The following is a 15,864-nucleotide window of genomic DNA, read 5'->3' as shown; positions in this document are numbered from 1 at the left end:
TCAGGAAACTGCCATCTGCAGTGCGAAACCGGCCCTCAAGCGTCTCGCCGTCCTGACAAGGCCCTGCTCAGGCGGCAGCACCCTCGCCATGATCCATGAGACACCCCATAGGCACCGCCCACGGGGCTTCCGCGACGCCTCGTCATTCCACCAGGAAGTCGCGATTCAACCTGTCACCCCGCAGGTCAACGGCGCCGCCCCTGCAAGATCTAATGAGACGGGACAAGGGGCTTCACTCGGTTGGATTCGCTCAGGAAGGAGTGAGGATGGCGGAGACGTCCAGAGAGCAGGTTCGCCGGGCGACGCTGGAGGGGTTGAAGGCGGGCCAGGTCTGCAAAGGCGTCGTTTCAGCGATCGAACCGTTTGGCGCGTTCGTCGACATCGGAGGTCTGGACGGCCTGGTCAGCGTGGCCGAGTTGACCTGGACTCATGTCGAGGCGGTGTCAGACATCGTGGAGATCGGCCAGGAGGTGACCGTCGTCGTCCCGGATGTCGATCTGGACCGGGAGCGGTGCGCGCTGTCGCTCAAGGCGCTCCACGCGGACCCGCTGCCAGAGTTCGCTCGGACGCAACTCGGCTGTGTCGTCATAGGTCGAGTGGAGAAGCTTGTGAAGATCGGCGCGTTCGTCCGAGTTAATGAACACTGCGTGGGGCTGGTCCCGTGGCCAGACCTTGCAGGCCGCACTACTGATCCCCCGGAAAGCGCCGTGCAGGTCGGCGACGAGGTCGCGGTGGAGGTGGTCGCCATTAACCTCGTGAAACGTCGGATTCTACTGTCCCTTCGCCCGTGAGATTCGCATTCGTACGGGTCAGGACGTTGTCGAAGCCACCTGTTGCACGAGCACGGGACAGGCGGCAGGAGTCGGTGCCGGTTTCGATTCGAGAAGCCCGGACCCGCGCCCGCCAGCAGATCGAATCCCGGCTCCGCTCACCGCTCGGCATCGCCACGTCTTCCTGCCATCATCACGCCATGGCCTCAGCTCTGCCCCGCACTGTCCGAGCCGTCGACACCAACCAGCTTCTCGACCTCGAAAAAGAGGCCGCCACGCTCGGCTTCAGCCAGCGGCTCCCCGTCCCCTGGCTACGGAAGCACCTCGCCGCAGAAGCGACGCACTACCTCTTCCCCACGATCGTGCACCAGCTGCGACACCGTCCCGAAGTGTCGCCACAGTGGCGGTGCCAGCTGCTTCTGACCGTCACCACCGGCGAAGAGATCTGGGGGCTCCTCGACGTTCTCCCGGACACCTTCGACCGGCTTCCAGAGACCTTGGACGCGGCCTCAAAGAAGGAGATCGTCAGCCGCATCAACCGAGCCACGACTCAGGCCGAGTGGTCAGCGCGGGTGGGGCCTGAGGAAATGCCAAGAAACTGAGACACAGGAACGCGGACGAAAGCTGAGACGGCTCAGGGACCCGCTGGTCAGAGGGCTGCTCTCCGCCACGGATCGCGAGATCCTACAACGAGGCACGCCGTAGGCTGGTGGCGCCGCTGGTTCTGGGCCGGGCGCCCCTCCGCAAAGAGGAGTGCCTCCATGCTCGGGTGCGGCCGGCATACGGCGAGGATCGTCGACCGGGATGGCGCGGTCGTTGCGAACGCTGATGTGCTGCTGGAAGTGGAATGGCAGCGCACGTTGGACGACGTGTCCGAGGCGAGGATCGTTGTTCAGCCCGACGGCGACTGCTGTGAGGCCATGGGCCGAGTCCGCAGTTGGCGGCACGACCTGGTCATCTACCGCAATGGTCGGGCCTGCTGGGAAGGACCGTGCGTTGTCCCGGAGTGGAACGCGGACGGCACGGTCGGGGTCCGCGCCTTCGACATCCTTGCCTGGCTGGACCGGCGAGTACCGCACGAGTCGCGGGAGTTCATCGGCCGGGACTTGTCGAACATCGCTGAGTGGCTGATCGAGGACGGCTTTCGTCCCGACGATCCCGGGCACAGTGTGCAGGTCGTCGCCCCAACCCGAATCCGTGGCAATCGGGAGTACGAGCAGAACATCGGGCAGACCGGCGACCACCTTCGGGACCTGGCGGCGACCGGCCTCGACTACACCGCGGTGGGCTCCCGCATCCTGCTGATGCCAGAGGACTTCTGCGGCCGGGTTGGATCGCTGACAGATGCGGACTTCCCTGACGGGCTGGTCATCGTCGAGGACGGTCTCGCCCTCGCGACGCGATGGATTGTCCAGGGCCGGGACGACGTCCTGGCCGAGGCCGGCGGCAAGCACTCGTACTACGGCCTGCTGGAGCGGTACGTCGAAGAGACGTCGATCCTGGACTCCCCGTCGGCGGAGGCCGCCGCCCGGTCGCGGCTGCGGACCTCCTCGCCGGCACCGGTATTCGTCGACTCCCAGCAGACGACGCTCTCGCCGGAGGCCGCGGTCGACATCGCCTCGCTGGTACCCGGGTGGTGCGTGGACGTGATGACCACCTCGACGTGCCGGAACATCGGGCAAGCGCTCAAGATCCTCGGGCTGAAGGTCGTCGAGGACGGCGACGGTGAACGGGTGTCCGTGCAACTGACACCGGCTGGGGCGTGACATGGCGCTGAGAGGGTCGGCGACGAGGCGGACAACGGCGAGTCCGCTCACCGGGGTCCTGCGGGACCTGGACCGGCGTACGAGGATGCTGCAGTACGGCAAAGGGCGCCGTGGCGCCGAGGGCCTGCCAGGGGTGGAGGGGCCGCGCGGCAAGACCGGCCCGACGGGTCCGCCCGGTGGTCCGCCGGCCGTCACGATCGTGGTCACCGGTGAGGACGGCCGCGCCCTGTGGGCGCTTGCGGAGCCTCTGCCCGGACAGCCGGTCGTCACAGCGCTCCCGGTCGACCAGGGCGAGACACCGGCGCTCCTCACCACGGTCATCGAGGAGGCGACCCCGTTGCGGGTGGCCGTACGGATGTGGCTCTGGTCGGCAGGGGAGGCGGTCCCTGCGGGCGGGATCGCGGTCCACCTGACGGCTACGCCACGCCCCGACAGCCTGGGCTAACCTGCTGGGGCGCCGCTGGTTTTGGGCCGGGCCCGCTACGTGAGTGTGGAGTGGTTCTGTGGCCCAGGTGTGCGCGTGCGGCGAGTACTTCGAGGTGAACGACGAGGGCGAACTGTGCCTGGTCCCCGGGACTATGGGGCCCCGTCAGGTCGTGACCTTCGGCAGCCCCGGGACCTTCCAGTTCGAGAAGTCCGACTACCCGTGGCTGGCCCGGGTCAGGGCTCACGTCCAGGCCGGGGGCGGAGGGTCGGCCGGTGCAGACAGCGACCCGGCCGAGGCCATCTTCCGACCGGGCGGCGCGGGCGGCGGATATTCCATGTCGCTCATCGAAGCGTCGCTCCTCGGCGCTGTGGAGACCGTTGTGGTCGGCGCTGGGGGTGCAGGAGGGAACGGCAACAACCCGGGTGTGGCGGGCGGCGGCTCCTCGTTCGGTGGCCTGGTGACTGCGACCGGTGGTGACGGCGGCTCGGCGGGTATGACGACGGGCACCGGCGCCACCACTGCGAGCGGTGTTGCCGGGGCGTTCGGAGGGGCCGGCACGATCGCGATGGGCGGCGGCGCTGGTGAGGGCGCTATTCGGCTGAGTGGCACGTCGGGCCTGGCGGGGATGGGCGGTGCCTCCCATCTCGGCCACGGTGGCTATGGTCGCGCGACGAACGGCGTCGGTGGCACCTCGCGCGGCTGGGGCGGCGGCGCAGGCGGGGCGGTATCCATCAACGGCACAGCGCAGCCAGGGACCGACGGCGGCAACGGCCTCGTGTTCATCGAGCTGTACGGCTGACATGTCCGGACAGTGTCCGTGCAGGTCCGGGCCGTGCAGCCAGCCGGTGTCCGGACACAGTGCGGACGCCTGGACAGGAGCTGTCCGGACAACGGTGAACGTGTCCGGACAGCCCTGATCTAGACTTGCGTCGCTGCTGGTTGTGGGCCGGGCGGACCTCCGAAGAGTGCGGAGATGATCCCCTTGTCCCGATGCGGATGCGTCAGCAGATGCGCGTGCACGGTCATCGCTGGCACCGGCGTAACCGTCGACGGCAACGGTCAGCCGAACACCCCCTACGTGATCAGCGCAGGCGGCGGTTCCTCGACCGTCGAGGTCGCTGACAGCACCTGCATCACCTTGGCGGGCGACGGTTCCGCCAGCGCCCCGTTGACCGCCACACCGGTCATCGACCCGGACCCCGGGAATCAGCTCCAGTGCGGCCCGACCGGCCTGATGGTGCCCGCCGCCGTCCCCGCCCCGGTCGAGGTGGCTGACGGAACCTGCATCACCCTGACCGGCGACGGTACGGCCGGTGACCCGCTCACTGCCGCCCCGGTCCTCGACCCCGACCCGGGCAACCAGCTCCAGTGCGGTCCGACGGGTCTGCTGGTACCGGCCGCCGCCGAGGTGACGTGTGACGACGTCCGGCCGTGCATCTCAGCCGGCCCGGGTGCGGCCTACGACCCCGCGACCGGCGTCGTCACCGCGCACCTGTCGACCGACGCGGGCAACACCCTCGTCGTCGGCGGCGATGACGGGCTGTTCGTACCCGCGGCTGCGGGGAGCACAGTCGTCGTCGCCGACGGAACCTGCATCAGCCTCACCGGTGACGGAACGGCCGGTGACCCGCTCACTGCGGCCCCGGTCCTCGACCCCGTCGCAGGCAACCAACTCCAGTGCGGTCCGGACGGCCTGGTCGTCCCGGCTGCTGCCGGGCTCGAGGTCGGCCCTGGCCTGACTGGTACCGGCGTTGTCGGCGACCCCGTCGAGGCCGCCGTCAGCGCGTGGCCGTACGCGTGCGACCTCGACGACAACGCTGGCCTTGTGTACGCCGACAGCGCGGGTCGGCTGCGGTCGGAGCAGCGCGGCGGGATCGTCCGCTACGTCTCGTTCTTCGAAGAGCGGTACTACAACAACCTCACGGTGCCAGCGGGATTCGACCAGCCCGGCGCCAACTTCGAGACGACGATCACGAACCCCGACCCGTGCCATGAGGCGCTGGTCGTCGTGATCCGCGAGGCGGACGTCGACTTCAACCTCCCTGCCGGTGCTGGTGCCGCGTACGGCAACGGCAGCGACGAGATGTTCTACTTCCGCAACTCCGGGTCGAGCACGAGCACGGACATTCACACCCAGACCGTGAAGCAGTTCCACAACGCCGTCCCCTTGGGACCGGGCGCTTCTGAGGTCATCCCGTTCGACGTCACCCTCGGCCGCGGGTCTGGCGGAGCGACCTACAACCGCATCCAGATCAACATCCGTTGCTTGATCATCAGCCTCCCCGTAGTCCTCTAAGGAGCCCCCATGGCTGACGCATCTGTGCTCGATGAGCAACCGGCCGGAGAGCCGCGCACGTACTGGGTCCTGTACGAAAACGGGGCACTCGCCCGCATCGAAGCCACCGGCGACGAGGTCAAGGTGCCGGAAGGCGGACAGCTCCTCACGGAGGAGGAGTACGAGCAGCGCCTCCAGCAGTGGCAGGAGGACAACGACGCTCACGTCGCCGCACTCAAGGCGGCGGACCAGGCTCGACAGACCGAGGACTACGAGGCCCTGCTTGCGGCCGGTCTGCCTGAAGCGACCGCCGCCCGACTCGCGGGCTACGAGGCCCCGCAGGTCGACGAGCCCTCGGAGGAGGATCACTGATGGCGACCCCGATGAGCGCAAGCGAGCTGCTTGCCGCGCTGCTTGCCGAAGGTCTCACCGTTGTCGAGGAAGGCAACTGGCGGACGCACAACCGGAACAGCAAGGGTGCGTGGGGTCCGGTGAACGGGGTGATGATCCATCACACCGTGACCAAGGGCACCGCGGCCACGGTCGGGATCGTCCGCAACGGGTACGCGGACCTGCCGGGGCCCCTGTGCCACGGCATGATCGCGAAGGACGGCCGGATTCACCTGATCGGCTACGGCCGGACCAACCATGCGGGCCTCGGCGATGACGACGTGCTCCAGGCGGTCGTCGCGGAGAAGCACCTGCCGTCGGACAACGAGGCGAACACCGACGGGAACAGGCACTTCTACGGCTTCGAATGCGAGAACCTCGGCGACGGCAAAGACCCTTGGCCGGACTGCCAGCTCGAAGCGATCGAGAAGGCCGCCGCCGCGATCTGCCGCCACCACGGGTGGAAGGCAGCTTCGGTGATCGGTCACAAGGAGTGGCAGCCCGGCAAGATCGACCCCCACGGCTTCGACATGGGCGAGATGCGTGACGGCATCGACAGCCGCCTCGGAGCCAGGCCGGCCAAGCCGAAGCCGCCCGCGCAGAAGCCGCCCGCACGGCCGCCCTTCCCCGGCCGGGGCGCGTTCGGTCTCGGCCAGTCGAACGGATCGATTCTGCTGCTCGGTCAGCAGCTGGTCCGCCGCGGCTTCGGCAAGCACTACCGGGTGGGGCCGTCGAAGTCGTGGGGCGAGGCCGACCGGCTGAACCTTGCCGACTTCCAGCGCTCCAACAAGCAGCTGGCCGGCGACGCCGACGGCTACCCCGGCCCCCTCACCTGGCACATCCTGTTCTCCTGAAAGGCCCGAACAATGCTCACTCTTGCCTTCTGGCGCGCCACCGCGGAGCGCGCTGTACGTACGGCCGCGCAGACGCTCGTCGCAGGCCTCGGCCTCGACAGCGTCGGTGTCCTCGACGTCGACTGGAGCCAGGGTTTCTCGCTCGCCGGGAGCGCTGCGCTCCTGGCGGTCCTCACCGGTCTCGCCACGTCCGGGGGCGGTGAGGGACCGGGGGTCACGGAGACTGTCCGGACCCGCACGTGACTCCGGCGAGCGGCGACCGGGTCGCTGTCGAACTGGCTGAGATGCGCGGCGAGATCCGAACCGGGTTCGCCGAGCTCAACGGCCGGCTCGACCTTGCGTTGCAGCGGACGGAGGTCGCCGAGTCGGACATCGGCGAGCTGAAGGATCGCGTTGCCGCTCTGGAGCGTGGCCGCTGGCCGCTCCCGGCGATCGCCGCAGTGACCGGCGTAGCCGGGGCTGCAACTGGCATCGTCGCGCTCTTGCGCTGATCTACCACCGGATACCGGCCCCTCCCGAGTGCGGCGGCGAGGGGGCCTTCCGTGCCGGAAGCACGTGGTGTATGCCGATAGCGACGTATGTGACAGAAATGTCCTTATTTCGTAACACGTGTCGGTGCGTCTCTCGTGACTCGGGCAATCAGGCCACAGTGTGCGGCAACAGACCGAGACCGAACAACGCTCGGACCGCACGGTCCGGGCCCGCATCCGAAGGGGTCTTCATGTCCCGTTCCGCAGGGCGGTTCGCCGCTACCGTTATTGCTGCTGGCGCGCTGGTGGCCGCTGTCGCTCTCCCGGCCGCCGCCGCCGACAACGACCGCGGTCCTGGCCGGTCGAACTCGCATTCCGGCGTCGTCCTGGGCAAGACCCACTACGACAAGCGTGGCCACGACCAGGGTGGCTACGACAGGTGGGGCTTCGACAAGCGTGGCTACGACAGGTGGGGCTTCGACAAGCGTGGCTACGACAGGTGGGGCTTCGACAAGCGTGGCTACAGCAAGTGGGGCTTCGACAAGCGTGGCTACGACAGGTGGGGCTTCGACAAGTGGGGCTACGACAAGCATGGCTACAACAAGCGTGGCTACAACAAGCATGGCTACGACAAGTGGGGCCACCACGGTCGTCGCTGACCCGACCGGCGACCGCTCCCCGTTGTCGGAACGGCCACCAGCACCCTGAAACGCGGCGCCCCGCGGCCAGCCCGGCCGCGGGGCGCCGCACGTGTCAGCGATCGTCGGACCGCCGGGCGGAGCGCTCCGCCCCGTGCCCTGCTCCGGCGGCGAGGGGGCCTTCCGCTGCCCTGACAGGCTGGGCTGAGGGCGTTGTCGGACCCTGCGGATACGTTGGTGGGGTCCTTATCCAGCTAGCTGGCTGCTTGCCGCGACTCGGACTCGCCTCGCCCGATCAGCGCCGGGCGAGGCACCGTGCGGGTCAGTCGGTGTCAGGCTCGGGGTGCCTCACGACCCGCTTCAGTTCCCGCTCGACGTCGTAGCGGTTCTGCTCCGTCGCCTCAGCGTGGGCGGTGATCGCCGCCTGCACGCGGGCCGCGGTCTCGACCGTCAGCCCGTCCTCCTGCTGCTCGGCCCAGGCCGTGCGCTCCAGCTCAATCAGTTCGTCACTCAGTTCAATTGCCACGGGGCGGGATCGTACCGGCGGAGTCTGGGCACCGATTCACGGCACACGGGACTCGCTAGTTCCTACACTCGGCGGCATGACTGAATACGTGCAGGTATCCACGGCAACGGAGACGAAGCAGCAGGCTATCGACCTGGCGGGTCCGGCAGTCCAGCAGCGGCTTGCCGCAGGTGCTCAGATCATCGGGCCGGTCACGAGCGTGTTCTGGCACCTGGGCGAGTACGGGACAGGCGAGGAGTGGCAGCTCCTCCTCAAGACGACGACGGACCGCTATCCGGAGCTGGAGGCGCACCTCCTTGAGCATCACCCGTGGGAGAACCCGGAGCTGTGCGCAGTGCCGATCGCCTTGGGAGCCGAGGGGTGCAAGAAGTGGATCGCTGACTCTGTAGCTCCCTAACCGACTGCGTGCTCCAGAAGAAGGTCCCGGACCACGGGGAGATCCGCGTGGGGGCGTAGCTGGTCGAGTAGCGACGCGATGCGCTGCCGGGGCCTGATGGAGGCGACACCCGTGCAGAGTTCGAGCGCGCGACCGGTCGTCACGGCCGCGTGCTCGACCTCGCCGGCCGTGAGGTAGGCGGTGGCTAGCCAGGAGAGGTAGAGCGCTTTGTCGCGTGCGTGGTCGTCGGAGTACAGGTTGAGGGCGTTGGTGAGGACGGGCACGGCGCGGAGAGGACGACGGAGTTCGGTCCAGCAGCGGCCGGTCATGATGTCGAGCTCGGTGTCGTCGACCCAGACGGACCAGTCGGGTTGAGGCTCGCCGTCCTGCGCGTCGGCCAGGGCCTCCCGCGCGGCAGTCAGGGCGTCTTCCGTGCCGGCGGGCTGGTTGTCGACGGCGCAGGCCCAGGCGAGCCGCTCGTAGAGGAGGGCGCGGACGGAGGACGGCGTCCGGACGGTGATCGTGGCGCAGGAGGCCTCAGCGAACGCAACGGCCGCGCGCCGGTTGTCCGCGATGGTGTTGTAGGCGAGGAAGGCCAGGCTGTTGCCGTAGAGGTCGGAGTCCTGTGCGTCGCGCGCGAAGTCGCGGCTCTCCTCGTAGAGGGATTCGGCGTCGCGTGTGCGGCCACCGTCGAATGCGGCCCATCCTGCTTGCTGGGCTTGCTCGGCGAGGAGCGCGGTGAGTCGGCGGCGTGATGCGTCGGTGAAGGAGGCTCGGCGCAGGAGGCCCTTCGTGTACTGGACCTCGCCGAGGTACACGGGGTAGGTGTCGCCACCGCCAAGGATGTCGTCGAGACGCCGTAGGCGGGCGGTGCGTTTGCGGAGCCGGTCGACGTAAGCACCGGTGATGCGGCGCGGCGGGTCGGGCCGGTGAAGAGCCGGAAGGGCGGCAGCGAGGCCGGTAGAGGTTGCTGCCTGGAGGATGGTTCGGCGACGCACGTACGGTCCGTTCTCTGTGCTGGATGTTCCAGCAGGAGCGGCGTCTGTCTCCCACGGGCGGGGAGCAAGGCCGAGCACGCGTCCAGGGACGCGTAGAGCATCCGCGATCTGCACAATCTTCTCGAAGGTCGTGATCCGGCCTTGGCCCCGCGCGAGCGTCCCGACCCGGTCAGGCTTGATGTCGCACTCGGCGGCGATCTTCGAGTAGCTGATCCCAGCCCGTTCGCGTGCGAGCCGGAAGACCTTCCCGAAGTCATGGCCGGTCAGCGCGCGCTGCATGTCCTCGTCGTTGAGGAGATCCCTCGGCAGGGCCGTGGGTGGCTGGTAGATCATGCGGCACTCTTCCTGCTCGCCTGAGTCTGCGGGTTGGTTGTCCACTCTGTGTACCCATCATGGGTATACCCCGCGCCAGGAGGCAGCGGTTTCGCACGAATACCACCCTGAACGCCAAGGCCCCGGGGGCGGTGCTGTCCGCTGACCCGGGGCATGGACGACTGGTTAGGAGTCGCCGTGCTTGAGCGTACCCAACTCACCTGCAGCGAAGGAGAGTTCAAGGTGGCCGCCTGTTGCGTTGCCTCGGAGGTGGCGCGGTGAGCGGCGTAAGAGGCCCGGTCGAGTCGAGCCCTGGAGTGCTCGTACATTCGAGGGAGGACCGGGAGCTGGCGGTAGGCCACTGGCTGCTCAGCGCAGCCCCGGACATGAAAGAGGCTCGCGACCAGTGGGCGACAAGGGGTATCGCGCTCCTCCGCTGCGGCGGAGTGTTCGCAGCGGTCCGCGTCCCGGGCGACATCGTGCGAGCCGCTGCCGGCACTGACGACCCCGAGCGCATCGGCGCCTACCTGAAGGAAGCACTCCAGGGCGGCCCCGTGTTCGTCGACACGTCCTCCCAGCGGTACTACGTGCTCGTACCGGCGAGCACGTCACGGTTACCGCAATGGGACGGCCAGGCGGTACCGGACACCGAGTGTCTCGGCTCCGGGTCCTTCCTTGGCGTTCCGCGCCCGCAGCGGAACGAGCCGGAGCAGTCCCGGTCGTACTGGTGCGTGCCGATGGACGGCCCCGGCTCCCTCTGTAGTCCGGCTGCGGTCTCGCAGCTCGTCGCCTACGGCCGCTATCGGCGAGCCGCCGGGGAGCGCCTGGCTGCGGAGGCGGATGAGGGCGATCGTGGGTAAGCGCGGGTCCGCGAGCGACCATCCCGATGGCACGGAGGCTGCCTTCACGGAGCCCACAGACCAGGGCCATAAGCCGGTAGAACGCGACGACGCCAAGCCGAATCCGGAGGCTCGCCGTCTGCTCGTCACCGCTTCCGTCGTACTCGTACTCGTCTTCGCGACGATCGTGTTCGCCGCCACGCACCGCCCCATCTGATGACCGGAGCCGCCCACCGCTGGGTGGCAAGCAGACCGACCTCATGGAGGAGTTGAGATGGAGAAGGTGATCGTTACCGGCGGTGCCGGTTTCATCGGCTCGCACTTCGTCAAACGACTGCTGGCGGCGCAGGACATCGCTGAGGTGACCGTCCTCGACGCGCTGACCTACGCCGGCCACAAGGAGAACCTGGAGCACGAGCTCGTCTCGCCGAAGCTCAACTTCGTGCGAGGGAACATCCTCGACGCGGCACTCGTCGACGACCTGGTGCAGCGACACGATGCGATCGTGCACTTCGCCGCAGAGTCGCACGTCGATCGGAGCTTCTTCGAGGCCGCCACGTTCCTCGCCAGCAACGTCGTCGGCACGCACACCCTTCTGGACGCGGCCAAGCGCCATGGCATCCAGAAGTTCGTGCACGTCTCCACGGACGAGGTGTACGGGCCACTGGTCACCGGCCACGCCTCGGAGCGCTCCCCGCTCAACCCGACCGTGCCCTATGCCGCGTCGAAGGCGTGCAGCGACATGGTGGCCCTGTCCGCCTTCCACACTGACGGCGTGCCCGTCTGCGTCACCCGATCCTCGAACAACTTCGGACCGAACCAACACCCCGAGAAGATCATCCCGCTGTTCGTCACAAAGCTCCTCGCGGGACAGGGCGTCACCCTCCACGGCCAGGGTCAGCACGTCCGGAACTGGCTGCATGTCGAAGACAACTGCCAGGGCATCGAGCTGGTCCTCCGCCGCGGCATCCCTGGTGAGGTCTACAACATCGGCGGCGGCACCGACCTCACGAACAAGGAGCTGACCGGGCGGCTACTCGAACTTTGCGGGGCTGGCTGGGACGCGGTCACCTATGTCCCGGACCGAAAGTCCAACGACATCCGGTACGCCATGGACTGGTCGAAGATCGCGGACGATCTCGGCTACCGGCCCGCCTGGCCGTTCGATGACGGCCTGGCCCAGAGCGTGGCCTGGTACAAGGAGAACTCCTTCCAGTGGGCGCCTGCCGAACGTGACGAGGACGCGCCCATGGCTGAGATCACCGTCCGGCCGACGGCCGAGGGGTGAGCACCATGGCCCCCCGGACCCGCATCCTCGTCACCGGTGTCGGCGGAGCACCAGGACTCGATCTCGCCCGACACCTCATGCGGATGGGCTGCGAGATCATCGCGGCAGACGCCGACCCGCTTGCCGCCGGCCTCCTTCTGGACGGCGTCACCCCTCACGTACTGCCTCTGGCAGCGGACCCGGACTATTCACAGCGCCTTCTCGATCTATGCCGGGACGCACGCCCCGACGCCCTGCTGTCGACAGTCGAGCACGAGCTACCGAGACTCTCGGGTCTCCTCGATGACCTCAATGCCCTGCGCGTACGCACCTGGCTCCCGGAAATCGAAACGCTGAACGCGTGCATCGACAAAGCCCGGTTCCACGCCGTGCTCAGATCCAAGGGGGTGCCCACTCCTACCACGGTCCCCCCGAAGGATCTCGACAGGATGCCTTCCGGCTCCCCGCTCGTCGTCAAGCCGCGTCGCGGTCAGGGCACGCAGAACGTCTACTACTGCGACTCGCGCCGTCAAGCGCGAGTCCTGTGCGAGCTCGTCCCGGACCCGATCGTCCAGGAACGCATCACGGGACGGGAGTTCACCGCGGACTGTCTCGTGGACCGCTCGGGCCGCGCGTCGACGGTCCTGCGGTACAGGGACCTGGTGAAGGCGGGACTGTCCGTGGTCAGCAGCACATTTCATGACGATCAGGTTGATACGCAGGTGAGGCGCACCCTGGCCGCGATCGGGGCGACTGGCCCTTGCTGTGTGCAGGGGTTCATCTGTGACGAGGACCCGGGCGTGATCGTGACCGAGGTGAATGCTCGGTTCGCCGGCGGGTTCCCGCTGTCCGAGGTGGCTGGTGCCGCGCTTGTGGAACAGACCCTCAACGGCCTGTTCGAGCTACCCATCGACCACGACCGTCTCACGTACAAACCGGGCGTCTTCCTCACGAAGTACTTCGAGACGCTGGCCACCGGCGAACAGCTGCCCGTGGCCATCCCGAACCCCAAGACCAGCTCGGCCAGCGCGAGAGAAGGACTATCCGATGTCCCCCACACCGACCGAAGTCACTAAGAACGCGCGTCCATACCTCCACGGACCGGAACGCGATGCGATGGCCGTGGCCCTGCAAGCGGGGCAGTACGGACACGGGGTGATCGTCGAGGAATTCGAGCGGGAGATCGCCACGTACCTCGGAGTCCCGGACATGGTCGCAGTGGCCTCGGGCACCGCGGCTCTCCACCTCGCCTTGCTGGTCGCTGGAGTGGGGCCGGGTAACGAGGTCGTTGTTCCGTCCCAGACCTATTGCGCCACCGTGCACGCGATCCTTGCGTGCGGTGCCCACCCCCGTTTCGTGGAGATCAACCCGGCGACGCTCTGTATCGAGGCCGACGAGGTGCTGGCGGCTATCACGTCGGCCACCCGCGCCGTCGTGCCGGTCCTCTACGGCGGCCGCGCGGTGGACCTCTCCGGCATCCGGGATGTGCTCGACGCCCGCGAGATCACGGTGGTCGAGGATGCAGCCCACGCCTTCGGCTCGTTCTGCGGAGACACTTTCGTCGGCGCGCAGCCGGGAGTACTCACCTGCTTCTCCTTCGGCCCGATCAAGAACTTGACCTGCGGGCAGGGGGGCGGCGTCATCCCGCGGACTTCTCTGGAGGCCGACGACCTGCGAAGGCTGCGCGCGCTGGGGATCACCCAGTCCCAGCAGCAGCGCGGTGCGACCACCTCGTATGCCGTCGAGGGGTACGGCCTGCGCGCCACTATGTCCGCCCTGAACGCCGCGGTCGGCCTTGTGCAGCTGCAACGGTTCAGCACCGTGGCGGCAAAGCGGCGCGACCTCTGGCGGGCGTACGCGGACGGCTTGCACACGCTCGACGCCGTATCTGTGGTGGACGTGGATGTGGACCGCACGGTCCCCTTCAACTGCGTCGTCCACGTCCAGGACCGCGACCGCATCTTCGAAGAGTTGCGCTGCTCTGGCATCGGGGTCGGCGTGCACTACCCCCCGAACCACACACAGCCGGCGTTCCGGAGATGGCACCGGCCTCTGCCCCTCACCGAGCGGTCGGGACAGCAACTCATGAGCCTTCCGTTCCACCCGGCCATGAGCGACGGCGACGCCAGGTACGTGGTTGACGCCCTGGCGCGCGCCTTGGAGGGCACATGCGCATCCTGACCGTGTGCCTGGGCAACATCTGCCGCTCCCCGTACGCCGCCAGCGTGCTCTCGCACCACGGCGGCGGATCTGTGGAGATTCGCTCGGCGGGCCTGCGCAGCAAGTGGGCCGGCATGCCCGCGCACGAACGGATGCTCGGACTTGCCGCCGCCCGGGGATACGACCTCACCGGCCACCGCGCCGTCCGGGTGGCCCCGGACCTGCTTGAGTGGGCGAACGTCATCCTGGCGATGGACCGGGCAGTCCTAACCGAACTGCGGGGCCAGATGGACGCCAACACCCCCCGCAGGTTCGCCCTCGCCCTGTACCTCGGTGACCGGGACGTGCCCGACCCGTATGGAGGCGACGAGGCCGCGTTCGCCGCGTGCGCCGACATCATCGAAGCAGGAGCTCGGCAGCACATTGCGTGACGCCGCCAGCAGCCGGGCCCTATACCCCGGCTGCTGAGAGCACGACGTCGACCAGGCGCTCGGCGGCGTCGGGGCGCCCGTACGACCGGGCACGCTCGGCCATCGCCGTGCGTTGCTGCGAGTCCGTCAGCAGCGGTGCCACGGCCGTCCAGAGCCGCTCGGCGGTCACGTCACCCACCAGCGTGACGGCGGCGCCGTTGGTCGCCAAGTGCTCAGCGTTGTGGACCTGCTCATTTCCGGCCGCCGTGGCGAGGGGAACGAATACGGCGGCCTTGCCCAGGGCGGTCAGCTCGGCGATGGTTCCGGCGCCGCTGCGGGAGATCACCACATCGGCCAGGGCGAGTACGTCGGGGAGCTCGGCGCCGACGTACCCGGTGAGGTGATAGCGCGCCGCGCTTTGTGCGGGCAACTGCGCCGTGTGCTGGCGCAGCCCCTCGACGTTGTCCGGGCCGCACTGGTGGATCACGTTGGCGTGGTCGAGCAGCCACGGCAGCGCGTCGCGCACGACGCTGTTGATCTGCTGCGCACCCTGGGCACCGCCGGTGACGTAGACGGTCGGCAGCCGCCGGTCGAAGCCGTGCCAGTTCAGAGCCTCGATCGCCTTGTCGGCCTGCCCGGTGAACACCTCGGGCCGGACCGGGTTTCCGGTGACCACCGTTGAAGCGCGTACCGCTTCCGAAAGGAGCGGCACGGTCGATTCGGAAGAGACTGCGACTCGGGTTGCTGCGACAGCCAAGGTCTTGTTTGCCAGGCCCAGCCGTACGGTCTGCTCGTGCACAACCAACGGGATTCGGCACAGCCTCGTAGCGGCCACACCCACCGGGACCGCTACGTAGCCTCCCGTGGCCAGCACGACGTCGGGACGGAACGCATTGATCGCCCTGCGTGCCTGGAGGACACCGAGGGGGACGCGGCTCATATCTGCCACGTTCGCCGGCGAGGCCAGCTTCAGCGGATTCTTCGAGCGGCGGATCTTGCCGGTCGCGACGGCTGTGAACGGGATCCCCTCAGCTGCGGCGACGCGTGACTCCAGGCTGTCGGCCTTGCCCACCCAAAGGACTTCCAGCGCACCGCCCTGAGCCGCGAGTCGGGCCTGCAAGGTGCGCACCGCTGTGAGAGCCGGGTACGTGTGCCCGCCGGTGCCACCGCCCGTGACGATCAGGCGGAAGGTCCTTTCGACCCCGAACGAGGGGCGGTGAGCGTCGCTGGTCACAGGGAATGCTCCAGTCTTATTCGATCACTGTGCAGCCCCTGAGCCTGCCACATGCAAGGTGATCCCGGACTGCACTCGTAGAAGCCGCGCGGCGGTGGAGCACTGGCGTATTCGGTCAATTTGGCGACCGGCGCGGGCTCGTGGCGCGCCGG

Annotated in this window: 21 protein-coding genes; 18 read left to right on the top strand and 3 right to left on the bottom strand. The window is 68.2% G+C overall.

All coding sequences use genetic code 11. The features are described 5' to 3' along the window. Window positions 1–266: 266 nt before the first annotated feature. From OG963_RS14085 to OG963_RS14035, 11 genes are all read left to right on the top strand, one after another. Window positions 267–791: a S1 RNA-binding domain-containing protein gene (locus tag OG963_RS14085; protein ID WP_371798971.1), complete on the top strand. Its 525-nt coding sequence runs from the start codon at window positions 267–269 to the stop codon at window positions 789–791. A 179-nt stretch (window positions 792–970) separates the two neighbouring features. Continuing rightward, entirely contained in the window at window positions 971–1,372 is a 402-nt protein-coding gene (locus OG963_RS14080) for a hypothetical protein (protein ID WP_371798970.1), read from the top strand. 159 nt (window positions 1,373–1,531) lie between these two features. Further along, a complete protein-coding gene (locus tag OG963_RS14075; RefSeq protein WP_371798969.1) occupies window positions 1,532–2,536 on the top strand; it encodes a hypothetical protein in 1,005 nt (334 codons plus the stop codon). 1 nt (window position 2,537) lies between these two features. Next, window positions 2,538–2,981: a hypothetical protein gene (locus OG963_RS14070; protein ID WP_319327335.1), complete on the top strand. Its 444-nt coding sequence runs from the start codon at window positions 2,538–2,540 to the stop codon at window positions 2,979–2,981. A 58-nt stretch (window positions 2,982–3,039) separates the two neighbouring features. Continuing rightward, window positions 3,040–3,762, top strand: coding sequence for a hypothetical protein (locus tag OG963_RS14065; protein ID WP_371798968.1), 723 nt, complete (start codon window positions 3,040–3,042; stop codon window positions 3,760–3,762). Window positions 3,763–4,041: 279 nt separating this feature from the next. Further along, complete coding sequence (locus OG963_RS14060) at window positions 4,042–5,259, top strand: hypothetical protein (protein ID WP_371798967.1); 1,218 nt, start codon at window positions 4,042–4,044, stop codon at window positions 5,257–5,259. A 9-nt stretch (window positions 5,260–5,268) separates the two neighbouring features. Next, entirely contained in the window at window positions 5,269–5,610 is a 342-nt protein-coding gene (locus tag OG963_RS14055; protein ID WP_371798966.1) for a hypothetical protein, read from the top strand. After that, a complete protein-coding gene (locus OG963_RS14050; protein WP_371798965.1) occupies window positions 5,610–6,482 on the top strand; it encodes a peptidoglycan-binding protein in 873 nt (290 codons plus the stop codon). The genes OG963_RS14055 and OG963_RS14050 overlap by 1 nt, the downstream gene beginning before the upstream one ends. A 12-nt stretch (window positions 6,483–6,494) precedes the next feature. After that, entirely contained in the window at window positions 6,495–6,725 is a 231-nt protein-coding gene (locus tag OG963_RS14045; RefSeq protein ID WP_319327347.1) for a holin, read from the top strand. Further along, window positions 6,722–6,973 carry a hypothetical protein gene (locus tag OG963_RS14040; protein WP_319327349.1) on the top strand — a complete coding sequence of 84 codons (252 nt, stop codon included), beginning with the start codon at window positions 6,722–6,724 and terminating at the stop codon, window positions 6,971–6,973. The genes OG963_RS14045 and OG963_RS14040 overlap by 4 nt, the downstream gene beginning before the upstream one ends. Before the next feature lie 230 nt (window positions 6,974–7,203). Beyond that, complete coding sequence (locus OG963_RS14035) at window positions 7,204–7,611, top strand: hypothetical protein (protein WP_371798964.1); 408 nt, start codon at window positions 7,204–7,206, stop codon at window positions 7,609–7,611. Window positions 7,612–7,912: 301 nt separating this feature from the next. Here OG963_RS14035 and OG963_RS14030 read toward each other — a convergent pair whose 3' ends face one another. Next, window positions 7,913–8,116, bottom strand: coding sequence for a hypothetical protein (locus tag OG963_RS14030; protein ID WP_371798963.1), 204 nt, complete (start codon window positions 8,114–8,116; stop codon window positions 7,913–7,915). A gap of 76 nt (window positions 8,117–8,192) precedes the next feature. On the opposite strand from OG963_RS14030, the gene cutA reads away from it, so the two are divergent. Further along, window positions 8,193–8,513 carry a divalent-cation tolerance protein CutA gene (gene cutA / locus OG963_RS14025; RefSeq protein ID WP_319327355.1) on the top strand — a complete coding sequence of 107 codons (321 nt, stop codon included), beginning with the start codon at window positions 8,193–8,195 and terminating at the stop codon, window positions 8,511–8,513. On the opposite strand, the gene OG963_RS14020 is transcribed toward cutA, so the two are convergent. Further along, a complete protein-coding gene (locus OG963_RS14020; protein ID WP_371798962.1) occupies window positions 8,510–9,823 on the bottom strand; it encodes a helix-turn-helix domain-containing protein in 1,314 nt (437 codons plus the stop codon). The two genes, cutA and OG963_RS14020, sit on opposite strands and share 4 nt — an antisense overlap. Before the next feature lie 257 nt (window positions 9,824–10,080). On the opposite strand from OG963_RS14020, the gene OG963_RS14015 reads away from it, so the two are divergent. Genes OG963_RS14015 through OG963_RS13990 form a run of 6 tightly spaced genes read left to right on the top strand, consistent with a single transcriptional unit; the run spans window position 10,081 to window position 14,499 of the window. Next, window positions 10,081–10,662: a hypothetical protein gene (locus OG963_RS14015; RefSeq protein WP_371798961.1), complete on the top strand. Its 582-nt coding sequence runs from the start codon at window positions 10,081–10,083 to the stop codon at window positions 10,660–10,662. Further along, window positions 10,655–10,858 (top strand): hypothetical protein, encoded by a 204-nt coding sequence (locus OG963_RS14010; RefSeq protein WP_319327363.1) that lies wholly within the window; start codon window positions 10,655–10,657, stop codon window positions 10,856–10,858. The genes OG963_RS14015 and OG963_RS14010 overlap by 8 nt, the downstream gene beginning before the upstream one ends. Window positions 10,859–10,915: 57 nt before the next feature. Continuing rightward, on the top strand, window positions 10,916–11,929 hold the full coding sequence (gene rfbB, locus OG963_RS14005; RefSeq protein ID WP_319327365.1) for a dTDP-glucose 4,6-dehydratase: 1,014 nt from the start codon (window positions 10,916–10,918) through the stop codon (window positions 11,927–11,929). Window positions 11,930–11,934: 5 nt separating this feature from the next. Next, window positions 11,935–12,984 carry an ATP-grasp domain-containing protein gene (locus OG963_RS14000; protein WP_371798960.1) on the top strand — a complete coding sequence of 350 codons (1,050 nt, stop codon included), beginning with the start codon at window positions 11,935–11,937 and terminating at the stop codon, window positions 12,982–12,984. After that, entirely contained in the window at window positions 12,956–14,089 is a 1,134-nt protein-coding gene (locus OG963_RS13995) for a DegT/DnrJ/EryC1/StrS family aminotransferase (RefSeq protein ID WP_371798959.1), read from the top strand. The genes OG963_RS14000 and OG963_RS13995 overlap by 29 nt, the downstream gene beginning before the upstream one ends. Further along, window positions 14,077–14,499 carry a low molecular weight protein-tyrosine-phosphatase gene (locus OG963_RS13990; RefSeq protein WP_319327372.1) on the top strand — a complete coding sequence of 141 codons (423 nt, stop codon included), beginning with the start codon at window positions 14,077–14,079 and terminating at the stop codon, window positions 14,497–14,499. The genes OG963_RS13995 and OG963_RS13990 overlap by 13 nt, the downstream gene beginning before the upstream one ends. Before the next feature lie 19 nt (window positions 14,500–14,518). Here OG963_RS13990 and OG963_RS13985 read toward each other — a convergent pair whose 3' ends face one another. Continuing rightward, on the bottom strand, window positions 14,519–15,712 hold the full coding sequence (locus OG963_RS13985) for a UDP-N-acetylglucosamine--N-acetylmuramyl-(pentapeptide) pyrophosphoryl-undecaprenol N-acetylglucosamine transferase (protein WP_319327375.1): 1,194 nt from the start codon (window positions 15,710–15,712) through the stop codon (window positions 14,519–14,521). Window positions 15,713–15,864: the final 152 nt, after the last annotated feature.

Source organism: Streptomyces sp. NBC_01707 (assembly GCF_041438805.1).
Classification (GTDB): Bacteria; Actinomycetota; Actinomycetes; order Streptomycetales; family Streptomycetaceae; genus Streptomyces.
This window is presented reverse-complemented; position numbering and strand designations above follow the sequence as displayed.